The organism is Ensifer sp. 1H6 (assembly GCF_001976035.1).
In the GTDB taxonomy this organism is placed as follows: domain Bacteria; phylum Pseudomonadota; class Alphaproteobacteria; order Rhizobiales; family Rhizobiaceae; genus Ensifer; species Ensifer canadensis.
In genome coordinates this window covers 580,314-601,508 of sequence record NZ_MOAI01000001.1, presented here as the reverse complement: position 1 = coordinate 601,508, position 21,195 = coordinate 580,314, and the positions used below count along the sequence as shown (strand labels likewise).

Below are 21,195 nucleotides of genomic sequence, written 5' to 3'. Positions count from 1 at the left end.
CGGGCCGAATGCGATGACCACGGATTCCCGCAAGCAACCACGTCTTTCGCCGCGCGATCGCCTCGTCGAGGCGGCCCGCCAGCTGTTCCGCAGGCACGGCATTCGCGGGATCGGCGTCGACGCCATCGCCGATGCCGCCAGCAGCAACAAGATGACACTCTACCGTCACTTCAATTCGAAGGATGAACTCATCGTCGAATGTCTTCAGCGCGCGGGAATGGAGATGGACGGCTTCTGGCGGGAGCTGGAGGACGCCCACCCCGGCGACGGGCTGGCGCAGCTCAGGGCCTGGGTCCGGCGGATCGCCGAGCACCTCGGCGACGACGATTGCTACTGCGAAATGATGAGCGCCGCCGTCCAGCTGACGGACGAGGACCATCCCGGCAGGTCGGTGATCCGGAAGTTCAAGGATGCGCAACGCGATCGCGTTGTGGAGCTTTGCCGCAAGGCCGGTGTCGCCAATGCGGAACTGCTCTGCGACACGTTGCTGTTGTTGATCGAGGGCGCGCGTGTCGCCCAGCAAAGCAGCGGACAGCAGGGGCCGAGTGCCCGCCTTGCGGAAATCGCCGACGCGGCGATCCTGTCGCTTTCCGTGAGCGGCGCCGTCCGCAGATAGCGGCGCGTTGCCTACCGCTCCGCAGGCCATTCGGGATGGTGGCTGTCGATCACGAAGACGTGCTCGTTGTCGATGCGCGCAGCTCCGGCGATGAGAGGGTGGTTGCTCTGAGCCAGCCTGCAAGCTGATAGGTGATCAGCCAGCAGACATGCGGCAGTGCGAACTGCCACGGCAAAGAGCGCCTGCCTGTCTTCCGCATGTGAAGAGTGACGCAGTCATAACTTCCCGAACGCCACGCCTCTCCAACCCCAGCCGGTCCGATGAGCGGCTTCGATTAGGGGCGTCTTTATTTCGGTGGTATTGAAGCGATATTCGTAAACCTTGCCGTAGGACAAATCTTCCTTGAAGGCGAAGGCCATGTCGAAGCTTTTTTCCCACTTTCGACCGCGAAACGCATTAGCGCTCAAAGTAAGTGTGGGCACGCCGGCGCGCCATTCGACAGACCATTCCTGATCGACGGCGCGAACTTCGCAATTGGCAGCATCGAATTTCATCAACACCTTGAACACCCTTTGCAGCCCAGCTTTGGCAAATAGTTCGTACCAGCGGGCATCAACGATCTTCCATTCGGCGACGAGATCAACGCCTTCCGGCTTGCCGTCGCGAATGATGAACGGCGCAGTCTTTCTATTGATGGCGAGAAGATCATTGCGAAGCGCTGCCGCGGATTGGCGGTCCACGCCATTCGGCGCCGGTTTATATCCTATCAGCCAGTCGAACAATTTCACGGCAGGTTCCTCAATCTGGGCACTGTGGACAATCTCTACAGTGAGACACATTAAAAATTGAGATCATGTCCGATCAGGTCCAACTGTTTGCCAGGCTCGCTACGAGAACAGATAAGAATAAAATGCACGGCTTTTGCACGCCCCTCTAACTAGAACGGATGACGCAGAGATTCGACCAGCGCGCACCAGCAAGGTCGCAAATGGGGTGGGAAACCTGTCATGCAGCATGGCTGCGGGCACGACGTGACCACGCCCAAAAGCGGTCCTTCATCCGATCTCGCTGGCGAAAAACATCTGTGAATGTGGGAAAATGCGCGCATATTAGCCCAACGATAACGATATCGTGCGCCGCAGGAGCGTTCACCGCTGTGGATCGAAAGCTTGCAGCCATCCTTTCAGCCGATGTTGCCGGCTTCAGCCGCCTCACGGCGCTGGACGAGGAGGGTACGGTTCGCGCACTCGATCTATGCCGCGGTCGGATTGACGAATTGGTTAGCGAGCATGGTGGCCGTATCTTCGGTAGCGCAGGCGACGGCCTTGTCGCCGAGTTCCCAAGCGCTGTTCAGGCCGTCCGGTGCTCAGTAGAAATCCAGCGCCGTCTCTTCAGTCTCTCACAAGCCCTCCCACCCGATCGCCGCTTGGAATTCCGCATCGGCGTTAATCTGGGTGACGTCGTTGTGTCGGGAGACGATCTGCTCGGCGACGGCGTCAATATCGCGGCACGTGTGCAGGAGATCGCCGCTCCGTCAGGCATCTGCATTTCCGCATCGGTGCGCGAACATCTTGACGGCAAGGTGCCGTTCGCGCTGACCAGCCTCGGCGAACGGAGCTTGAAGAATATCCCCCGGCCAATCTTCGTCTTCCGGGTCGATTGGCAGCAAGAGATGCCTGTCGGAGGCAGCATCGCGTCCGCGCCATTACTTGCGGCCCGCCGTGGCAAGGACCAGCCGTCAATCGTCGTCATGCCCTTCGACAACCTCAGCGGCCAGGGCGACGAATACTTCGTAGACGGCGTTGTAGAGGAGATCACCGCCGCGCTCTCGCGCGTTCGGGATTTCTTTGTAATCGCGCGACAGTCCGCATTCACCTACAAGGGACGCTTCGTCGACGTGCGTGAAGTCGGCAGGGAACTCGGCGTCAATTATGTGGTCGAAGGCACCGTTCGCCGGGGCGGCGACCGACTGCGCATTTCCGTGCAACTGGTCGATGCGGAGACAAGGACCCAGTTCTGGTCCGATCGTTACGAGGGCGCAATCGAAGATATTTTCGAGTTCCAGGATCGGATCGCGGCGCAGGTGGCAGGCGCCATTCATCCGGTCATCCGCAATGCAGAGATCGAGCTGGCCAAGCGCAAGCCGCCGACCAGCCTGCGGGCCTATGATCTCGTTATGCGCGCCTACCCGTACCTTTGGGGCCGCCGCAAGGATACCAACAACCAGGCGATCGAACTGCTTCAGCAAGCGATCGCCGTCGATCGGAGCTATGGTCGCGCGCATGCACTTTTGGCGTGGTGCCACGCCTCAAACGCCTCCTACCTATGGACAGAACAACCGAAACCTGAGCTGGAAAAGGCGCGCGCAGCGGTCGAAGCTGCAGGCTCGATCAGCGATGATCCAACCGCGCTGACTGCCGCCGGCGCGGCAATGAGCATCTGCGGCGACCAGCAGCGCGCCACCATCTTTATCGAAAAGGCCCTTGCGCTTGATCCAAACAATGCCTGGGCATGGGCGCGCCTGGGCTGGATCGCGATCTACAAGGGCGAAGCCACTCGCGCGCCGGAACGCTTCCAGCGTGGGATGACCCTGAGCCCAAGAGATCCGCTCACATTCAACATGAGATTAGGGATGGCCTTTTCTTTGGCCATGGAGGGTTCTCTTTCACAGGCCATCGCGATAGCCCAGGAGGTCATCAACAGCTATCCTGACGTGACCTGGTCCTATCGCCATCTCGCCGCTTGGTCGGCGATGAGCGGAGACCTGGAGACCGCCCGATGGGCCGCGCAGAAGCTATTGGCGGCCGAGCCAGGCTTTACAATCGAGTGGTATCGAGCGCTGCCCTGGTTTCAAAACATACCGCATTGGGAAGAGCAGATGGCCGAGGGTTTGCGGCAAGCAGGTTTGCCCGAACGCTGATTGCCGTTCGAGGACATGCGCGGTCCGCTCTCGGCCGAGGATTTGCTCTTTTGGCGGAGCCGGCCAATGTCTTGGAAGGGGCGAGAGCAGCTAAGGTCTGGTTCTGGCGCGTTTGAGGCCACGAGCGCATCAGCCGCTCAGCATAAATCCTATTCGATTTAAGGATAAAAACATGCAGCCGTTCAAAGTGCTACAGCGACCTTTGTGCGTCTAATAAGACGCGCGGCGCTGTAGCATCATTATTTCAGCATCTCGTTCCGCGTGTTGGCAGGCGTGTGCAGTGAAGCCCCCGTCTTTTCGGCCGCTGCCCGCAGACGCTTGTCTCTGGTCCATAAGGCCGCTCGCTGATCAAGGAGGACCGAGGCCAGCAAGTGGGCATCAGTGTAGCCAATGCCCATGCTGAAAATGCCGTGGCGATCAATCATCGTCATGACTTCGTCGTGCGTTGCGACGAACGCTTCGCGCTGAGCGGCCAGGAAAGCTATCACGCTCCCGCGATCCCGAAGGCTGCCAAGCGCCAGTTCGCCAATCACAGCCGGATGGCAGAGTAGGCGATCGTCCTCAATAATCCTACGCAGCTCTGCATCGACATGGCGGAAATGATCAATCCAGATAGAAGTGTCTGCAAGTATCACTTGGTCGCTGCGCTCCGGCGGCGTGGGGCCGCCTCCGCATCGGGCATAGTTCCTCCGAGCGCGATGAGGCGTTTTCCCGACTCCACACGAACAAGCGTCTCCAACGCGTGGCGGACTAAAGCGGCGGTTTCTTTTGTACCGGTTAGGGATCTGGCTCTTTCCATCAGAGCGTCGTCGAGGTTGATAGTCGATCGCATTATCTGGTTTCCTAATTCTGGCATTATAAATAGCACCATTTGGTGCTGAAATCTACGCCTGGTTCCCACTCGTTGCGACAGCGCAGCGCCTTTATCTTATTGTGAAAGTGCCAGCGAGGCGGTGGTTACTCCACCGCCTTGAAGGTCACCCCCGCGCCAAAGGTGATTGCGGTCGCGGTCGGCAGGATGTGGGTCGATGCGTTCGTGGCCATTGCACTGCCTTCCATCTGATGCGGATGGTTGGCGCTATGTCCAACTTGGGGACCAGTTCATGCATCGGGAGAGTGACGGATCCGGCGGGAAAAAGGAACGTATGTTACTGTAGCATACGGCGTTCACGGGCGGTGCGCGGCGTCGGAAACCCTGAATTCAGCTTCGACATCTCTCGCACTTGGCACTGGCAGTCCGACCCGTCGAAGCGCTGCGATGATGCGCATGCTGTCCTTCTGCTGCAGGTTTCTCTTCCGGTTCTCGGCCACGATGTTGGGCAGATAGTCGGGGCGCATCTTCATGAACACCTCGCCCTCGCGCCTTGCATCTGCCAACAGCCCGGCCTCAGAGTAGATGACCGCCGCAACGCCATGGAAGAGCGGAAATTTCTTCAGGTCGGCCTTGCGGATCAGCCGCACCGCCTTCTCATGATCCTGGAGCATGCAGGCGATCAGGGCGCGCGTCCCGAAGTAATATCCGGCTCCGCCTGGATTGAGCTTGATCGCACGATCCAGCAGTTCCGCACCACGCTCCCATTGCCCCGAGAACGCGATGCGCGTTCCGAGCTCTCCGAGGAACTCCGTGTCGTTCGGGTTGGCGGCGAGCGCCTCCTCGCCGACCTCGAACGCCTCCTTCGGCTCGTTGTTGAAGAAGAGAGCCGTCATGAGCGCCTGCAGGGCGCGCGTGTTGTCAGGTTCGAGCGAGACTGCCCGCCGCGCCGAACCGAGCGCGCGCTCCATCGCGGGAACCTTGTCACTCTGAGGGTTGAACTGGAATCTGCCCTCGTCGAGATGGACAATCGAGAGCATCGACCAAGCTGTGGCGTAGGCCGGGAAACGCGCCACAGCGCTCTCCAGGCAGTCGCGCGCGGCCAGGTGTTCTTCCGGGGCCAGCTTCTCGCGGTAGGCGTAGAAACGCAGCATACAGTCATGGACGCCCACATCGTCCGGCGGCGGGTTAGCCGCCAATGATTTCGCGATGATGCCGTAAGGCTGGGCTATGGCCGTAGCCACTTTGCTGGCGACATCGGACTGGATGGCGAAGAGTTCGTGGGTGTCCAGATCCTCGTCGTAGTCCTGCGACCACAGGATCGATCCGTTGGAGGTTTCGACCAGGCGCACTGTCACGCGAACCTTGTCCCCCGCAACGCGGACCCCACCTGCGAGAAGGTAGTGCGCGCCCAGTCCATCGCGAACCTTCGATGTCTCGATATCGGGAGGCAGTGACTTCGATGTCTCGCGGCCGAAGACCATAATCTCCTTGAAGCGGGGAAGGGCGGTGAGAAGCTCCTCGGTTAGCCCGACGGCATAGCGTGCAGCCTGCGGGCCATCGCCCAGGTCCGCGAAGGGTGCGATCACGAGTGTCGGCTCGTCCGGAATCTGCCCGACGGAACGACTGGAGGCTGCCCCCGTCAGACCGCCTGCGTAATAGCCAAGTCCCGCGCAAACGAATGCTACAAACACGGCCAGCACGGGCCAGCCGAGATGCCGCCATGTGAAGGCCCGGCGTCCGCCGCCGTCTTCGCTCAGTTCATCGTCGGCCGCCTCTGCCGGCGCCGGCGCGTCATTCCATGTAAAGGTTGGCACGTAGCCACCCTTGGGGATGTCAATGCGGATCGGATCGTGTTGGCCTGCAGTAAGATAGTAGCGTTCGATGACCCGGCGCAAACGTCCGGCCTCGATCCGCACGATGGGATCGTCCTGAGAGAAGTCCGCGCTGCGGTTGAACACCTCGATGGCAACCGAATACGCCTTGAGACGGTGCGCCCGGCCTGCAAGCGCTTCCTCGGTAACATACTTCAGGAAGGCAGCGCCGCGTCCACCACTAGGAAATTCGCGGCTGGAGAGAATCCGCGCAAGTTGCGCCCTGACCTCCTCATGGGTCGGACAGGGGCGCTCTGCCCGATCAACCGGCGACGACACCGAGGTCTGCATGCATTCTCCTCACCGGTCACAGAACGCGAGCAGTTTTTGCTTGTATTGGAATCCCCTTATGCAACCTACCTCCCGAAGGGCATCTCGTCCACACTTGAAAGAGGTTTCGCAGCCGTAAAGTGTGGCGCTGTCGAGACAGAACCACCGGGAGAAATATAGGGTGGTGAACAGTGTACGATATTGCACATCCTCTCGCTCCGCAGCCAACCACCGCACGGCGGGCTTCGGCCGGAGTCGGCATTGGTGCGGTCGCCATCATCGGTAGGGCCGCAGCCGTGGCGGTGTTCTGAACGCGCTTAACGAGCTTCAGGAGTTCCGTCCTGATTGAGGGCGTAGGCGAAGCTTCGCCTGGCCGACTCCTGAAAGGGCGCATCACGCGACATCGTCGCGATTTCCTCGGTATGTTGCTGTAGGTTACGGTGTGGCAGCGGCGGCCGGGGAGGGCACTCCGACGCGGATTGCCTTCGAGAAGTCGGTCGACAATCCATCCGCCCGCGCCCGCTCGTCGATTTTGGAAATCTCTCGCAACTGGGCAAGCGGCATCGACGTGTCGATGGCTCCCCGGTCATAGGCGTAGTCGGGAAGATAACCGTTGACGATCAGCCGCCAGTCGAACGGGACCTTGTCTCCGGCGACTCGCATCAGCTTGGCGACCGTCGTCGTGCAGTTCGTCGTGATCGAATTGTAGAACTGCGGAGTCCGGGCGAGAGCGTTGGCCTCGGCGACGTATTCGAGTAGCAGATTTTGTGCCTGCTCTGGACTGGCCCTCAGCCGATAGACTTGGACGTCCTCGCCACGCACGTTGGAGCGGACGCCGACAACGTCGCGTTCTTCCGCGGCAAGGATCACCAAAGGGTCGTTCTTGAAGAGATCGGCAAGAGGAGAAAACGCGCCACCGACCTTGTGGCGTACCTCGATCGACCAGGCGAGTTGCTCTCCGTCTTCGAAGCCGAAGCTGAAGATGACATGTGCGATCTTCGGCCCTGCCCAGTATGACATGAACAGGTCGACGGTCTTCACTTTGCTCACATCGTAGGTCCGTGTCGTCCAGCGCTCCGTGAAGTCGGAATTGCTTCGCCACCCGAAGTCCCGGACATCTGTCAAGGTCAGCGAATTTCCGTCGATCCTACCCGTGACCTGCCGGGCGACATCCGGTGCCCATGCAGCGTTCGCTTCCGGCTTGATCGAGCTCCACCAGAAGAGAACAAGGGCGAAGACGACAGCGAACGAAAGGATGGCCCTCACGCGCAGCCGGCTGGCAAGCGCCGCTATAGTGAAGAGACCGAAGACGAGGAAGACGCCAGCGCCAATTGCCCGTCCGGCATCAGGCAGGGAAAGGCGAAACCAGAGGGCCAGGGAACCCCAGACTGTCAAAGCCGCCACGATCAGCGCGACCGCGAAGATGAGGATGATCGCCATCAACCGAGGCATGTTGTTCCTTTTCTGTAGCCGCCGCAGTGCCGCGACGATGCGGAGATCGCGTGTTCAACGGGGGGCAGGGAATGGCACGACCTTGTCAAGATCCAGCATGGTGTGGATTTCCTTGCCAAGGCCATCTATGAGTTCGAGCGCCTCGGCGTACCGTTCATCTCGCTCCGGAGCTGTAGACGACTCCCAGTCCCGCACGAGTTGGTCCGCGATGGAAAAGTCGTTGCACAGTTCTCGGAAGCTTTCATTGCGGGAGGCAAGCGCATCGATCTCCTGCGTCTGCCCGGGAAACCTGCGCTTGGCGAACGCCGTATCGTATTTCATTCCATCGCCCCCCGGACCGGCGACGTGAGGGGTTCCCGCACATCCGCGCAGTCATCATGAAGATGGCACAGAATCCGGACGACGCCATGTAGGTTACAGTAACATACGGCGTGTTTCTTGCGGTCGGCAGCGGATGTGTGGTCCAAATCGGACATCGGTCCGTTGGCGGGCCAGCCATGCGAGGACGATGCGGTGAAACCCATCCTGATCTCCGTCACAGCGCTGCTAATGTCGACCGGACTGGCGAGCGCAGCCGACCCGATCGTCGGAAACTGGAAGACGACGCTCGGCGACACCGCCGCGATCGAGCCGTGCGGCGGCGGCTTCTGCATCACGCTGAAGAGCGGCAAACATGCAGGCGAGAAGATCGGCGCGTTTGAAAGCGGCAGCGGCAGCTATTCTGGCAAGATCACCGATCCCGACGCGAAGAAGACCTACAACGGAACCATCAGCGTCTCCGGCGACACGGTCACCCTCAAGGGCTGCGTGATGAAGATAGTCTGCGAGTCGCAGAGATGGTCACGCCTTTAGTCCGCGGGACCAGATGATACGGTAACATACCGGCGTTTCTGTCGGGACCTGCGGTTCTCGCGCCGGGATTAAATTCCGGTGATCGGCCGGGCAAGTGGATCGGGCACAGCGGCATGACAGGGCCTCGAAAGAGATATCTCGCGCTACAGCGCCGCGGGCCTTATTAGACGCGCAAAGGTCGCTGTAGCACTTTGACTTGCTGCATGCAGCTCTCGCAGCAGCAGCCCCTCGGCTGCGGCCGACATCTCGGGGCCTGGACCGACCGTCATTGACAACGTCTGGAATAGGTCACGTTTGACGGGGCCGGCGTGCACGGCGACATCGGCGTGCGCGGCCTCCGCGTCAGGCGCGGTTGAGATCTCGCCTCTGGACGTGCTTGAGGATCAGGACGGTGCGATTGCGGGATCCTTTCAAGCGGTCGGTCGAATTTAATCTGATGCTGAGCGTAGCGCCGCAAGTCCGGCGGATCCAAGAACGTCTTCACTGCGTGTGGAGCGGCGAAAGTTGTCGAAGTAGAGCGTCCATTCCCCTTGGGCCGCCGAGCGGTACGGGCCGAACTTGAAATACTGCCGAGAGCCAAGCCCATGTTCTTCATGCCCGATATGGCCTCGGACCGTCACGATCCAGCGGTCGTTGGCGAAGAGTTCGATATGCCCTGTGCCATCCGGTCCCGGCTGGGTCATCACCGCAAAGTCAATCCATCCACTATGCGGCGTCGGCAGCTCATTACCCCGGTGGATGACGGTGATGCGATCACTGTAGGCCGTGAACAGGCGCCCGTCCTGTGGCTTCCAGCCAGGGTCGGTGGCAACCAGCGCACGCATCTGCCGCTTTTCCGGCCGCAGAAAAACCGGGGTGAGGGCCGATGCGCCGGTCGACAAAGAAGGGCGCCGCGAGATCACCGGAAAAGTGGTCTCAACGGTCGCAAACAGTCGGCCGCGAACGAGACGAAGCGCCAGGAACGGACTGAAGTCACCCCTCGCCTCCGGACCGATCTCGCGCTTCCATTGGGCGATCACATGGCGGTGGTCCCCTTGCGGGATGGGATCGGCAAACCTGACGGAAAAGCCGTACCAGACCGCCTTGTCATATGGTACGCGCAGTGTCGTGCGTTCCCACACCTCGGCCCGCTCGCTTCGATCGTCTTCGCCCTCCCAGAGCGGTCGGACGCTTAGCTTCAACGCGCCGGCACTACCAAAGGTGACGTCGCGCTGAAACTCGACTGAGCCTGCACGTTGCTCGACATTGTCGCGGTAATAGAGCCCACCCATAGGCGAGAAGCTGTCGCCTTCGAAGCCGTCAACAAGGTTGGTTTCCCAGGACAACGGCGTCGCGGCGTCGCCAATCCCGTCAGGTGCGTTGCCAGCGGTATCCAATTCGATCTCCTCCATATCATCCGTACTCGCAACGTATTTTGTGCTTAGAGCTCCGTTCCTATCTTGCGACAGCCTATTGCGAGCCTCCGGTCAGCGATGTGGTCGTTGCACCGGGTTAGGTAGCAGCCGTTGTTTGACTTCAATCGACCGGCCCCACCGCAGACGTCACACGTGTGGTAGGATCGCTCCGCAATCTCGTGGTAGATCACACCAAGCGCGGCGGCTACTTCTGCCGACGGCCGATAGCCATTCGTCGGACTGAGATAGCAGCGAAGGCCACCCCATTTTTCCTCTATTTGCCGAATGTAGAGCTTGGAAAGCAGCCCGTGTTTGGCGAGGAAGACTTCCACGCGCCGCACATACTCTTCGATTAATTCGTTCCAGCCCGTGTTCGCAGTTAGGAAAAGGGACCAAGCCTCCTCGCTCGCGTCTGGATCGAAGAGGCCAGCATAAGTTTGCCGAAGGTGCACGACGAACTCCGCATGTGTCATGCAGCGGCTCCTTTCGTATGAACCCGGGTTGGGAGGGACGGTCAGTTGCTGAGACATCCCGACAACCTCACGTCGCGTAATATTCATGACGATCCCTCCAAAAAGATCCAATTTTGTCACGGAATGAAACTGGCTCAGTCGATGTTGCCCACGAGGTGACGGCCGCCAAAAGTTTGGTCGTAAACGCCGACAGCATCGCCACGCGATGGCGCGGCGATGCTGGTTCTGACGCAACCGGCAGGGACAGCGAGACCCCTGACTACAAGATGAAAAACCAATCACTCATGTTACTTCACGAGACCGAGGTTCACGAGCTGAACGCGCCGATTGTCGGCAGCCTTCGGGTTCGCCGGATCTACTGGCCATTCCTCGCCGACGCCGATCGCGAACAGACGGTCCGGCGCGACAGCGAATGTCGTCGACAGGGCCTCCGTAATCGCATTTGCCCGCTTCTGGCTGAGATCCAGATTGTGCTTGGCATCGCCCGTTGAGCTCGTGTGTCCGACGACAAGGAACTTGTAGCGCCGCAGGTTCGGATGATGCAGGGCGTCGGCGATCAAGCCGACTGTACGATAGGATTTCGGTTCGATGGCGACGGAATCGTTCTCGAAGTCGATCTCGACGATGAGCTGCGACAGCTGCGAAAGTTTCTGCCAGTTAGGAAGCGCGGCGACGCCCTTGCCTGCACTCGCAGCCGCTTCTTCCACAAGCAACGCGATGTCGACGGCGGGAGCGGCTCCCTCCAGTCTGTCAAGCGTGCGCACGACCTGCGGGCCGCTCAGGTCCTGCGAGAATGGGTGGCCGGGTGCCAGCAGCAGTCCGGCGGCAAACATCGTTGCAAGTCGAAAGCTCTTCATGATCCTGTGTCCCTTCAACATTGTTCACCGCCATCCGGCATCGGTGATAGCCTGGCCGCACTGGCCTTCCTTCACGCGTGTCGCCTTGTTCAGGCAGGCAAGAATGTTGCCCTCGCCTTTCACGTCGCCACAGTACTGAGCGACGTAATGCTTGCAGATCGTCGTGAACGACGACTGGGCGGCAAGGCGCTGCTCGATCGAGGCAGTGACGCCCACCAGTGTCGCCGTGCAGGTGGGCGAAACCTTCGCGGCATGTGCCTCCAGGCAGTCTTGGATGCGGCCGTTTCCGAGGTTCAGGCCCTTGCAGAACTTCTTGATGTCGGATCCGCAGTCGCTGGCGAGCGTGCTCACCGCATCGGCGAAGCTGATGGTGTCGGCACGGGCCGCGCCCGTCAGCGCGAGGAACGCGACCAGCGCCCCTCCTAACAGTCTGGTTCTCATCGACATGCTACCCCCATAGTGAACGGTTGATCGCCGGAGAAACTCCCCGCACACATCTGTTGCGCTACCGGGGGCGCGAGGGGAAGTATGTTACGGTTACATTGGCCGTAGGATACGGCTTCAACGAGCCGCAACCGAGCTCCGGCTAGAACGTCACGGCCAGTCGCGTGAATGTCCCTAGCTTTGCCAACCGCTACGGTCGAACGCCCGGGAACAACGCTGGAATGCGCACGAAATCGGATTGCATGGGCTTCCGAAGAATTGGTCAGCGGAACCGACCGCCGGAGCGTCACCGGAACGCAAATGGTTCGTGACACTTGGCGCGGCTTTCAAAGCGGTCTCGGGTGGTCGTTGAGCCGTGCTCAGACGGAGCTGAGTTCGCCCGTGACGTCATCAACGTCATTCGCCGCCGCTCCGGATCTGGAACTGCTCGCTGGACAGCCCATCGACATACCCGGTCGCGACATGCCCGCGATCTTAATTTTGCTGCAATGCAACACAAACATTAGCGCTTACTGTTTGGCCGGGACTGTGGGGTCAAGAACAAGGTTTTGTCACCAAAACCTCGTCGCCATTTAAGGATATCAGATGTTCGACACACCCAAATCCAAATCGAACGACCTGGAAACCATAGCCCGCAGCGGCGGGGCGTTCCGCCGCATGGCTGCACGCGTACCAACCTATCTAACGGACGTGCGGGAGAATCCCGCCTGGCTGCCGATGTTCCTGCTGGCGCGGACAATGCCGTTCCGGAAGGCCCACTGGCTGACCGCCAAACCCGTGCGCTCCACTGACGACGCTACGCCTTCGATGTTCGGCAACCTTCAGGCGGAGGCAATCGCGACCGAACTCAGGCGAACCGGCATCTTTGCCGGTCTGACGCTGCCTGCGCCGATCCGCGAGGAAATCGCCCGGTTCGGCCGCGAAACGCCGTGTTTTGGCAACTTCGAGCGCAAGGTGGAGTTTCTCGCCGATGAGCACGCGGACGCCGAGCGGCGTTTTGGCCGCACGATACTGAGCGGCCATCATTTCGAGCGGGTTCTGCAGTGCGATGCCGCTTTGGCCGTGCAGCGGGACCCATTGCTCCTCAACGTGGCAAGGCACTACCTCGGAGGCGAGGCCAAACTCATCACGACGCGAACATGGTGGAGCTTTCCGACGAAGTCTGCTTCAGAGGCCGATCTCAGCCGTGCCTCGTTCAAGTTCCATTTTGATCTCGACGATTGGCGGATGTTGAAGTTCTTCTTCTACCTCACTGACGTCGATGCGGACGCCGGGCCGCATGTTTATGTGCGGGGCAGCCACAACCGTCGCCGTGTCAAGCATCAACTGACGCTACTGGTCGGGCATCCGGCAGATGAGGTGCTGGGCTTCTACGGTGAGGACAGTGCCATTACTATGATCGGAAACGCGGGTACGGGTTTTGTGGAGGATCCTTTTGGCTTTCATATGGGAACCTTGGCAAAACAGTCTCCGCGCCTGATGATGGAAGTTGGATTTGGCGTGTCGAAGCCGTCAAACCGCCGCTATCATGGTGAACCCGTCGTCCGGTGAACAGAAGACGCCAGATTGACTAAGTCGCAAAGCGGCAAGTTGGAGAAGCTCACAGCGGCATCTTCGACGTCCACGCCGACTTGTTCACATTCACGGAGCCCGCAAAAATAAGCAGCCCTACGCTATCGCCATTAAGTCGGGTGAGCCGTTCGTGCACCTTCAGCGTCGTCACCTGCGAACCGAATGAAATGATGGCGACGATTAATGACCGCATGCTGGCGATCCTCCACCCCAGGACTACGATCGCTGGCTGTCTCCGGAACCCGAGGCGCACGACCTCATGAAGCCGTTCCCGGCCGAGCTGATGACGATGTGGAAGATCGGGGCAAGCGTTGGCTCGCCAAAAAACAATACGGCCGATATCCTCGATCCGGTTGAATGACAGGACCAAGGCCGCCCGGCGCGCGTTTTGCGTTTCTTCATGACAGAAGTGCCGCCAAGCGATCGACTAAACGGACGACGCTGGCAAACGAACAAGGTCGCTTACCGGCGTCGACAACATCAGGGCGCGCGCGCCGCGTTCGAGGCTCTTCTGCGGGGCCTGCGGTCGACCAGGTGCGTCGATGCACACATGCGATCATCCCTCGACGGATTAAGAGGACTTTCAGGTCTTGATTGTATTATCGCTTCTAGATGAGGCGGGATCACTTGGGCGACTATGTTTAATCCTCAAACATTTATGAGCGCATTGCTTGCTGGTGCACGCCGTGATGCGGCGGCCATGTCTTTGTCGGTTGTTTATCTACTGCTGGGTTTTAGCATCATCGAATTGGCACTAGGCGCCTGGATTTGGTACTTCGTCATATCTTTGGTTGGCCTAGTCTCCATGACGGCGTTATTCGCGGCGGGAATGAGAGGTACTTATCATGTCCTGGTCAATCACGCGGATCGCCCGATTACCGCAATCATTCGCGACATCCGCGGCATCTCACTCGCAACGGCAGCGTTCTATCTCCCCGTTGCCGGCGCACAAGTGATCCTTACAAGCGTATTTTGGCAGTGGAAAACTCATCTCCCTGAGTTTGCTTGGGACCAGACGCTGAGCAGTATTGACCGAACACTTCACTTCGGCCTGCTACCGTGGCAGTGGCTTCAGCCGCTCTTGGGCTATTGGCCGGTGACGTTCCTACTCAGCATCAACTACGGTATTTGGTTCATGGTGATGTGGATGTTTTGGATGGCTGTTGCGTTCAGCGAGCGACCTCAGCGCACTCAATTCCTCGTCACTTTTGCGCTGCTGTGGATCATTCTCGGTAGTTTCATGGCAACCGCCTTTGCGTCGGCCGGCCCATGCTTTTTCGGCAACCTCGGCCTTGAGGAATCCCCCTATGCCGAGCTGATGTCCTACCTCAAGGCTGCTGATCAAAACGCGCCGATCTTTGCTCTCAACGTCCAGGACATGCTCTGGCAGGGCCACACAGGTGCAGGCTCCGAAATGGGAATTTCAGCCATGCCCAGCCTTCACAACGCGACAGCACTCCTGATGGTCCTCGCTTCAAGAGGCTTTCATTCCGCCATACGATGGGCACTCAAGATCCATTTCGTTCTGATATTTCTGGGGTCGATACACTTGGGCTGGCATTATGCCGTCGATGCCTACGTCTCCTTTGCGGCGACGCTATTGATCTGGTTCGGGATCGCATCGCGTTACCAATCCCGTACACCGATCCCGCAGTTTTAGAAGGAACGGGCCGCCGGGGCCGTCCGCCATGTTGATCACCCCATCAGCAGTTTCAACATCCGCTCAGAACGCCATTCGTGCCGTCGACGTCGGTGGGCAAAGACTCGCCGCTGGCGAGCATCAGGTCGGAGGAGCCGTAGTCATACCAGCCGATCGACTCGTCATTGTGTTGCTGGCGTCGGGCAAATCAATCCTGGGGTTTGGTAGAAAGCGACGCCGGAGGGGGCCTTGCCCGGTGTCCTGCCGAAAAGGGCACGAGTTTGCGGCCAGCGTTCGGCGGACGACGTCGTCAGGCACGGGATGGGTTGGCATGGTTCACCTGACCTTTTCGACGGATGCGCGGCGACCGTCTCGCGCAACAGTTCGTCGCTGCAAGGCTCAATAGACATAGGAGTCCTTTAGTGGGCTAATTCAGGCCGTCGCCTTCCGGCGACGAAAGAGAGCTCTCATTGGCTGCTCAACGTAGGAATAAGACAACGACGCGAGACCAATCGACAACAGCCCGACAACAATGAAAGTGGGGATCGGACCCCATTCGCCTCGAAGAGCGCGAGTAATTGGGTAGTGCCACAAATAGATCGAATAGGACCAGAGACCGAGATGGCGCATCCAGTGCCGCGACAAGAACCGCGAAACTGGCGTCTCGCCCGAGATCAGTGAAAGGATCAGACAAGCCGCGGCTAAGTCGACGACAATCCCACCCCAGGCAATGATGCCGATATGGCGGAACCGGAAGAAGATCAACGCAACGAGAAGCACGTAGATCGAATATCTTCCGATCTTTGCGGCCTGTTCACCAGTCGGTCTCCACGGCATCACGGCAAGCATGCCGCCAAGGATCAACCCGCTCGTGCGCGTATCGAACCGGTAGTAGGAGCGATACCAATCCTGCCAGACGTAACAGTCTATCACGCGCCATGCTGTCGCCAGCAGGAAAGCTACTCCCAGCACCCAGAGCAGCGCTTCCTGTTTGATTGATCGGGTTGCGACTATCAGGAACGGCCAGAGAAGATAGAACTTCGCCTCGACGGCCAATGACCATGTGTGGTTAAGCATCAACGGCTCGTGCCAGAAGGCCATCGAATAGTCCGAGACATACAGACCGGCCAGCAACACATCCGACGTGACGTTGCGATCGAGCAGGAACCACGGCGCGACGGCGGCATACACGGCAAGCATCAGGAAGAGCGCTGGACACAACCGGACGATCCGTCCTGCGAAAAACTCCAGGAGCGACCGGCCTTCCCGCAGGATCGTTGTGACCAGATAGCCAGAGAGGACGAAAAACAGATCGACGCCGATCATGCCACCGAGGGCGACTGGAACGCCGCAGTGGAACGCGACGACGGCGGCCACAGCAGCGGCCCGAACGCCGTTTAGTGCCGGATTTTCCTGCAACCCCAAGCCCCCCGCGAACTTACGCTATCGTATAGAATATATCCGGCGTCCGCCAACTCTTGTCCTAAGCGGCGATCCAGTTTGCCGAGAGTTCGCCATTCCGCAGGTAGACGTAGTTGATCGAGCCCGTGGCGCGCTCGGCCGGCGATAGGTCTTCAGCGCCGATATATGGTTTCTGGACCAAAGGGTGTCGGTCGTCCCGACGCCGTTGCGATAGATCTTGCGGTTCGCTGTAGTGGCCTGGGTATGGTTGAGACGGTATTCGACGCCTGGGGACGGCGTCACGCTGTCCATCAACCATCAACCAAGTGTCTGTGGAGTTCCAGATGCCGAACTGATCCGGAGTGTTTTCACACAGCCCCAGCGTCGATCGGCTTGTATTCGCGTTCTCGTCCTGGGTGTAGGAGAGGATCGCATTGTTGGCGGTGAAGTTCTGCGGCACGAAACGAACGCCCATTGTCCATGTCGTGAACCTGGGGACGTTCGCCTTCGCTTGGCCAAGGGCATTTAGGTTGAGCCAGCCGACCTGGCCGGTCATCGGATCGGCATGGAGTTCGAGCAGGTTGCCGACCGACGAAATGCCCGTCTGTTAGGGTGAACGTGCCGGCGGAAGCCGTCAGCGTCGCCTCTGGTGCCAAATAGACGAACGCGATCACGCGAGGGTCAGGACGCCGTTGGTGCCGTCGAAGTCGAGCGTCAAGGATTCGCCGCTGGCGAGCGTCAGATCGCTTCCGTGGTCGTACCATCCCACCAATTCGTCATTGGTCGCTTGGTCGACGTATCGTTGTAGATAGCAGTAGGCGGCGCGACGCCGGAGACGCCTTGCCCGGTGTCCTGCCGAGTGGGCACGAGTTTTCGGCAGGCGATCGCCGGCAACGAAAAAAAAACGCCACAAATGGGCGAGTTCGGTTGCGAGGGCTTTGATGTCTGATCAGGCGTTAGCGACTCTAGCCGGCCGGTCCAGCGTCCAAATCGTCAGATATTCAGATGCTTTCCAGAAAAAGAGCGCCAGCGCTCCGCCTAATATTCCGTCGCTCGCATAGTGCCAGCCGAGCTGGACGGAACCGATAGCAATCACCCCAGCAAAACCGATCCCGGCCCAACGGCGGATACGCCCCATGCCCCAGGTTGCGCAGGAAATGATGACCGCGAACAAGACATGCAGACTTGGCATGGCGGATATCCCAGAGATGGCGCCGGCCTCGCGCGTATAGGATGACCAGAGAACGTCCTGCGCGGTCAATGCCCATACCATGCCGGTTTCAGCGTCGATGTCCGTAAGCAACTTCATCAGCGGCGAATATGTCTGGTCTCCCAACAGCGGAGCGACAAAGCACGGCCCGACTGACGAGAACGCGATTGCAAGGATGTTGCCGGCGATAAGCCAACCCAGCAGAGCAGAGAACATAAACCGCAGGCGCTTTACGTGATCGCTTGTCCACGCAGCCCACACCATTGAGCAGACCACGACGATGAGCCACATGTTATAAAGGATGTTCAACAGGACGACGGCATATGCGTTCCCAAAGACGGCACTCGTCACGACATAGGGATCCAACCCGGCGAAGATGAAGCGGTCAAGATTGATCAAAACTCGATCCCAGCCGAAGGGGTTGAGCGCCGGGATCGTCGACTTGATCGTGGCGAACACGGTTATCATAGAGATGAAAATCACCATGGAGTGGAGTGCGTGGGCGAAGCGGTCATCGCGAGATAGAACCGCTTTCATGTGCGCCACAAGCGCTGCAGTCGGTCGTTCTCGCCCCTCAATCAGGAACTTGATGACCGTCCAAAGCATGTAACTGAGGGCGTAGATTAGCATCGCCATCGACGCCCACCGCAGGTAGAACGTCCCAGTTCGGTAGTGCGGATCGACGCCAAGATGCAAAACCAGTGCAAACATCAATGCGATGTGCGTTAGCAGTATCATGTATGCAAATCGATAGTCGTGCGCGGTGCGCAAGAGCGCCGAAAGATGCGTCCTCATAACAATTCGATCACCAATTGTTATCCCCAAGTGATGATCGAATGGAAATTATAAGATTCCGTCAACCCCGTCTCGCTTCTGGCCCCTGAGAGAAACGAGCTTTTAAGCCAGATTGGGAAGCTGTCAGGCAACCTCGAGGTGAGAGCCTTTCGCCCCATGCGAGATCGCGGGCGCCTGCTTTTGCACGTGGGATGCGTTAAGTCGGCGCGCCACTATGTCGTGGTTGAGCCACTGGACGGGACCGGAGGGATCCGAGGTTTCGCCAAAAATCAGCTGCCCGGTCGCCTCCACCACGAGGGCACTCAGGTGGTCGCTGATCATCGCCTTGCCGTCCCGATGCATCTGCGTGATCTCGTTGGACGTGCCGATGGTCAGATCGGATTGTGCCTGGCTGTTTGCCATGGGCCACGCCGAGAAATCATAGAACGGACGCATGACCTCGTTGGCCTGCATATCGGTAATTTTCTGGATGACATCCGTCATCGTGAAGCCGTCTGCCAGAAGCCGCTCACATGCCTGCCACTGTTCTTCGGCCCATTGACCGCCGTTTTCCTTCTTCAAGGCGAGCAGCAGCGGTATCAGGGGAAGCTCGATACCCGTGAAGACGTCGGAGGAATTGGTCCGGATTTCAGGGCAGTTATAAACGGTTGCCTTGATACCCGCCGCCCAGGCTTCCTGCGCGATGCCTTCGAGGCGCATCTTGGCGTAACCTTGGGTGTAGTTGGTGTAGGTCTGCCAGCGATAACTGCCGTCGATCAGGACCGCCGTTCCATGGTAGCCGTAGGCCGTGTACCGCACCTGACCACCCGATGCCTCTACGCGCTCTCGGATCGCCGCGCTGAAGTCGATGAGATGTCGAAAGGTGATTGCGGAGACTTCGTCGAAATTCTGCAGGATGAGCTTGCCCATATCGCTGTCAAGCAGGGCTTGCGACGACATGTGGCGAGAACCACGCCCCTTGTAGACCCGATTGGCAACGACCAGGAATACCTTCGCTTTCGGGATGCCTCCGGCCATCGTATGGGCGAAAATGACATTGCGGCCGTCGGCAATCATTCCGTCGAGAACGGCCATGACCTGTGAAAGCGAATTCGTGAAGCGCGAAGTGGCAATGTCCCGGCACTGCTGGATGTAGTCCCAGTCGAGTCTGTCCTGTTCCCAGCTCTCCAGCGTCATATTGGCCAGGAGATCAGTCGGAGTGGGCCCACCTGCCGGAGCGTCGAGATCGAAGCCGGCCATAAGGGGGATGTTGATGATCCTGCCGCCCAGTCGCTCTTCGGCGGCGGAGAGTTCCTCGGCGTCCAGAGGTCGCAGTGCGTTGTTCTCGTCGCGCCGCCCGACCGTGATTCCCACGATCTCCATGCCTGCCTGTCGGGCTTGGTCGAGCAAGCCAGTTGCGTATCCGCGGCCGAACAGTTCGCCGAAAAGGACGAAAACATCACCTTTGCGAAAGACGTTGTTCTCGGCAAGGCGATTCAATGCGATCGGGTTTTCCATACTGTCAGCTCTTTGGTCCGTTCGTCGTCGAGCGGTGACTCGGACGACCTTCAATCGTTACATGACCGGACTGACCCGTAATGGGAAGTCATATTAAGTGACCGTTCATTTCAAAACGTGATGTGCCGCCGGGATCGCTGGGCGTGGAGCTTCGGCATCCAAGGAGGTCCCACAACGGTTTGGGAACCTGCGATTGCCTGTTGTCGCCAGCCGGTGACCGGCCTAGCAGCTTCCTTTCACGCGGCGGCATCCATTTGCCTCTGCCTGCTCAGTCCGGCTTCGCGCACGATGTCGGCGATCCGAGTGAACTGCGTCGACAGTGGATTGGTCTTTCGCCAGACCATCCCGATCGTTCGGGTCGGACGGGGGCCGGCAAGCCGGGACACGCAGACCGAAGAGGACCGCGTTTCGGTCTCGATGGCCATCTGCGGGATAAGCGTCACACCTATGCCCGCACCCACCATCTGAACGAGCGTCGAAAGCGAGCTCCCCTCCATCACATCGCGCGTTGATGCTGTCGTGATGTTGCAGACGGACAGCGCCTGATCCCGGAAGCAATGCCCCTCCTCCAGCAGAAGCAGGCGCATCTCGTGAAGTCTCTCCGAAGACGGCACCGGCTTGCCCGCATCCTCGAGCGGCCGTACCAGCACGAATTCCTCGTCAAAGAGCGGGATTTCCTCCAGGGCAGGCTCCGAAATCGGCAGCGCGACGATGGCGATATCCAGTTTCGCCTCCGCCAAGTCCTCGATCAGTCTTTGTGTGATCGCCTCACGCGGCCGCGGATCGAGTCCCGGATACAGTCGTGTCAGCGACTTTATTATGGTTGGCAGCAGATAAGGCGCTACCGTTGGAATGATGCCGAGGCGAAGGCGGCCCGCGAGCGGCCCGTGCGCAGCCCGTCCGAGATCTGCCAGTTCGTCGACAGCGCGCAGGATCGCGCGGGTACGGCCAACGAACTCCTCGCCGAGACCCGTGAGCCGTATGCGGCGCCCGCCTCTTTCCACGAGCGGCGCGCCAAGCAGTTCCTCCAGTTCCCTTATCTGCACGGATAGCGCGGGCTGCGAGATGGCGCAGCTCTCTGCGGCGCGGCCGAAATGGCCGATCCGGGCAAGGGCGTCAAAATAGCGGAGATGTTTCATCGTCAGGCCATTCATAACCTCAGCATATCGCTGCCTTTA

The 21,195-nt window shown here is 59.4% G+C and carries 19 protein-coding genes and 2 pseudogenes; 6 read left to right on the top strand and 15 right to left on the bottom strand.

The annotated features are described in order from the left end of the window. Positions 1–13 precede the first annotated feature (13 nt). Positions 14–616, top strand: a complete 603-nt coding sequence (locus tag BKP54_RS02690) for a TetR/AcrR family transcriptional regulator (protein ID WP_084814267.1) — start codon at positions 14–16, stop codon at positions 614–616. Positions 617–627: 11 nt separating this feature from the next. Here BKP54_RS02690 and BKP54_RS37250 read toward each other — a convergent pair. After that, positions 628–843: pseudogene (locus BKP54_RS37250) on the bottom strand (MFS transporter); the annotation flags it as partial. Continuing rightward, positions 832–1,344 (bottom strand): hypothetical protein, encoded by a 513-nt coding sequence (locus BKP54_RS02685; RefSeq protein ID WP_084814222.1) that lies wholly within the window; start codon positions 1,342–1,344, stop codon positions 832–834. The gene BKP54_RS02685 and the pseudogene BKP54_RS37250, both read right to left, overlap by 12 nt. A gap of 368 nt (positions 1,345–1,712) precedes the next feature. On the opposite strand from BKP54_RS02685, the gene BKP54_RS02680 reads away from it, so the two are divergent. Beyond that, complete coding sequence (locus BKP54_RS02680; protein ID WP_192433551.1) at positions 1,713–3,476, top strand: adenylate/guanylate cyclase domain-containing protein; 1,764 nt, start codon at positions 1,713–1,715, stop codon at positions 3,474–3,476. 239 nt (positions 3,477–3,715) lie between these two features. Here BKP54_RS02680 and BKP54_RS02675 read toward each other — a convergent pair whose 3' ends face one another. The 5 genes from BKP54_RS02675 to BKP54_RS02650 form a co-directional block, all read right to left on the bottom strand. Further along, positions 3,716–4,111 (bottom strand): type II toxin-antitoxin system VapC family toxin, encoded by a 396-nt coding sequence (locus BKP54_RS02675; protein WP_084814220.1) that lies wholly within the window; start codon positions 4,109–4,111, stop codon positions 3,716–3,718. Beyond that, positions 4,108–4,308: a type II toxin-antitoxin system VapB family antitoxin gene (locus BKP54_RS02670; RefSeq protein WP_084814219.1), complete on the bottom strand. Its 201-nt coding sequence runs from the start codon at positions 4,306–4,308 to the stop codon at positions 4,108–4,110. The genes BKP54_RS02675 and BKP54_RS02670 overlap by 4 nt, the downstream gene beginning before the upstream one ends. A 335-nt stretch (positions 4,309–4,643) precedes the next feature. Continuing rightward, the gene (locus tag BKP54_RS02665) at positions 4,644–6,452 is read right to left on the bottom strand and encodes an adenylate cyclase (protein WP_084814218.1); all 1,809 of its coding nucleotides are present in this window, start codon (positions 6,450–6,452) and stop codon (positions 4,644–4,646) included. A gap of 414 nt (positions 6,453–6,866) precedes the next feature. Next, a complete protein-coding gene (locus tag BKP54_RS02655; RefSeq protein ID WP_084814216.1) occupies positions 6,867–7,883 on the bottom strand; it encodes a DUF4105 domain-containing protein in 1,017 nt (338 codons plus the stop codon). Between the two features lie 54 nt (positions 7,884–7,937). Then, positions 7,938–8,204 (bottom strand): hypothetical protein, encoded by a 267-nt coding sequence (locus BKP54_RS02650; RefSeq protein ID WP_084814215.1) that lies wholly within the window; start codon positions 8,202–8,204, stop codon positions 7,938–7,940. Positions 8,205–8,432: 228 nt separating this feature from the next. Here BKP54_RS02650 and BKP54_RS02645 point away from each other — a divergent pair, with 228 nt between their 5' ends. Next, the gene (locus BKP54_RS02645; protein ID WP_198956817.1) at positions 8,433–8,735 is read left to right on the top strand and encodes a DUF2147 domain-containing protein; all 303 of its coding nucleotides are present in this window, start codon (positions 8,433–8,435) and stop codon (positions 8,733–8,735) included. Between the two features lie 428 nt (positions 8,736–9,163). Here the strand turns inward: BKP54_RS02645 and BKP54_RS02640 are convergent, their stop codons facing one another. From BKP54_RS02640 to BKP54_RS02625, 3 genes are all read right to left on the bottom strand, one after another. Beyond that, complete coding sequence (locus tag BKP54_RS02640; protein WP_245317784.1) at positions 9,164–10,006, bottom strand: polysaccharide lyase; 843 nt, start codon at positions 10,004–10,006, stop codon at positions 9,164–9,166. 883 nt (positions 10,007–10,889) lie between these two features. Further along, entirely contained in the window at positions 10,890–11,459 is a 570-nt protein-coding gene (locus tag BKP54_RS02630) for an OmpA family protein (RefSeq protein ID WP_025430581.1), read from the bottom strand. Positions 11,460–11,483: 24 nt separating this feature from the next. Then, positions 11,484–11,906: a cysteine rich repeat-containing protein gene (locus tag BKP54_RS02625; RefSeq protein WP_025430580.1), complete on the bottom strand. Its 423-nt coding sequence runs from the start codon at positions 11,904–11,906 to the stop codon at positions 11,484–11,486. Positions 11,907–12,488: 582 nt separating this feature from the next. On the opposite strand from BKP54_RS02625, the gene BKP54_RS02620 reads away from it, so the two are divergent. From BKP54_RS02620 to BKP54_RS02610, 3 genes and pseudogenes are all read left to right on the top strand, one after another. Then, entirely contained in the window at positions 12,489–13,454 is a 966-nt protein-coding gene (locus BKP54_RS02620; RefSeq protein WP_084814212.1) for a hypothetical protein, read from the top strand. A 103-nt stretch (positions 13,455–13,557) separates the two neighbouring features. Then, positions 13,558–13,836 (top strand): annotated as a pseudogene (locus BKP54_RS36345) (SOS response-associated peptidase family protein); the annotation flags it as partial. Between the two features lie 297 nt (positions 13,837–14,133). Next, positions 14,134–15,135, top strand: coding sequence for a phosphatase PAP2 family protein (locus BKP54_RS02610; RefSeq protein ID WP_158071669.1), 1,002 nt, complete (start codon positions 14,134–14,136; stop codon positions 15,133–15,135). Between the two features lie 411 nt (positions 15,136–15,546). On the opposite strand, the gene BKP54_RS02605 is transcribed toward BKP54_RS02610, so the two are convergent. From BKP54_RS02605 to BKP54_RS02580, 5 genes are all read right to left on the bottom strand, one after another. Then, positions 15,547–16,533, bottom strand: a complete 987-nt coding sequence (locus BKP54_RS02605) for an acyltransferase (protein WP_158071668.1) — start codon at positions 16,531–16,533, stop codon at positions 15,547–15,549. Between the two features lie 64 nt (positions 16,534–16,597). Next, entirely contained in the window at positions 16,598–16,990 is a 393-nt protein-coding gene (locus BKP54_RS02600) for a hypothetical protein (RefSeq protein WP_128090361.1), read from the bottom strand. Positions 16,991–17,464: 474 nt separating this feature from the next. After that, positions 17,465–18,463: a phosphatase PAP2 family protein gene (locus BKP54_RS02590; protein ID WP_245317776.1), complete on the bottom strand. Its 999-nt coding sequence runs from the start codon at positions 18,461–18,463 to the stop codon at positions 17,465–17,467. A 180-nt stretch (positions 18,464–18,643) separates the two neighbouring features. Further along, a complete protein-coding gene (locus BKP54_RS02585) occupies positions 18,644–20,017 on the bottom strand; it encodes a hypothetical protein (protein ID WP_084814206.1) in 1,374 nt (457 codons plus the stop codon). Between the two features lie 236 nt (positions 20,018–20,253). Next, complete coding sequence (locus BKP54_RS02580; RefSeq protein ID WP_084814205.1) at positions 20,254–21,171, bottom strand: hydrogen peroxide-inducible genes activator; 918 nt, start codon at positions 21,169–21,171, stop codon at positions 20,254–20,256. Positions 21,172–21,195 lie beyond the last annotated feature (24 nt).

Coding starts and splice junctions, on each gene's coding strand:
- BKP54_RS02690 (WP_084814267.1), top strand. CDS start 14: ATGACCACGGATTCCCGCAAGCAACCACGTCTTTCGCCGCGCGATCGC.
- BKP54_RS02670 (WP_084814219.1), bottom strand. CDS start 4,308: ATGCGATCGACTATCAACCTCGACGACGCTCTGATGGAAAGAGCCAGA.
- BKP54_RS02665 (WP_084814218.1), bottom strand. CDS start 6,452: ATGCAGACCTCGGTGTCGTCGCCGGTTGATCGGGCAGAGCGCCCCTGT.
- BKP54_RS02655 (WP_084814216.1), bottom strand. CDS start 7,883: ATGCCTCGGTTGATGGCGATCATCCTCATCTTCGCGGTCGCGCTGATC.
- BKP54_RS02650 (WP_084814215.1), bottom strand. CDS start 8,204: ATGAAATACGATACGGCGTTCGCCAAGCGCAGGTTTCCCGGGCAGACG.
- BKP54_RS02645 (WP_198956817.1), top strand. CDS start 8,433: ATGTCGACCGGACTGGCGAGCGCAGCCGACCCGATCGTCGGAAACTGG.
- BKP54_RS02640 (WP_245317784.1), bottom strand. CDS start 10,006: ATGGGTGGGCTCTATTACCGCGACAATGTCGAGCAACGTGCAGGCTCA.
- BKP54_RS02630 (WP_025430581.1), bottom strand. CDS start 11,459: ATGAAGAGCTTTCGACTTGCAACGATGTTTGCCGCCGGACTGCTGCTG.
- BKP54_RS02625 (WP_025430580.1), bottom strand. CDS start 11,906: ATGTCGATGAGAACCAGACTGTTAGGAGGGGCGCTGGTCGCGTTCCTC.
- BKP54_RS02620 (WP_084814212.1), top strand. CDS start 12,489: ATGTTCGACACACCCAAATCCAAATCGAACGACCTGGAAACCATAGCC.
- BKP54_RS02610 (WP_158071669.1), top strand. CDS start 14,134: ATGAGCGCATTGCTTGCTGGTGCACGCCGTGATGCGGCGGCCATGTCT.
- BKP54_RS02600 (WP_128090361.1), bottom strand. CDS start 16,990: ATGGGCGTTCGTTTCGTGCCGCAGAACTTCACCGCCAACAATGCGATC.
- BKP54_RS02590 (WP_245317776.1), bottom strand. CDS start 18,463: ATGATACTGCTAACGCACATCGCATTGATGTTTGCACTGGTTTTGCAT.
- BKP54_RS02585 (WP_084814206.1), bottom strand. CDS start 20,017: ATGGAAAACCCGATCGCATTGAATCGCCTTGCCGAGAACAACGTCTTT.
- BKP54_RS02580 (WP_084814205.1), bottom strand. CDS start 21,171: ATGAATGGCCTGACGATGAAACATCTCCGCTATTTTGACGCCCTTGCC.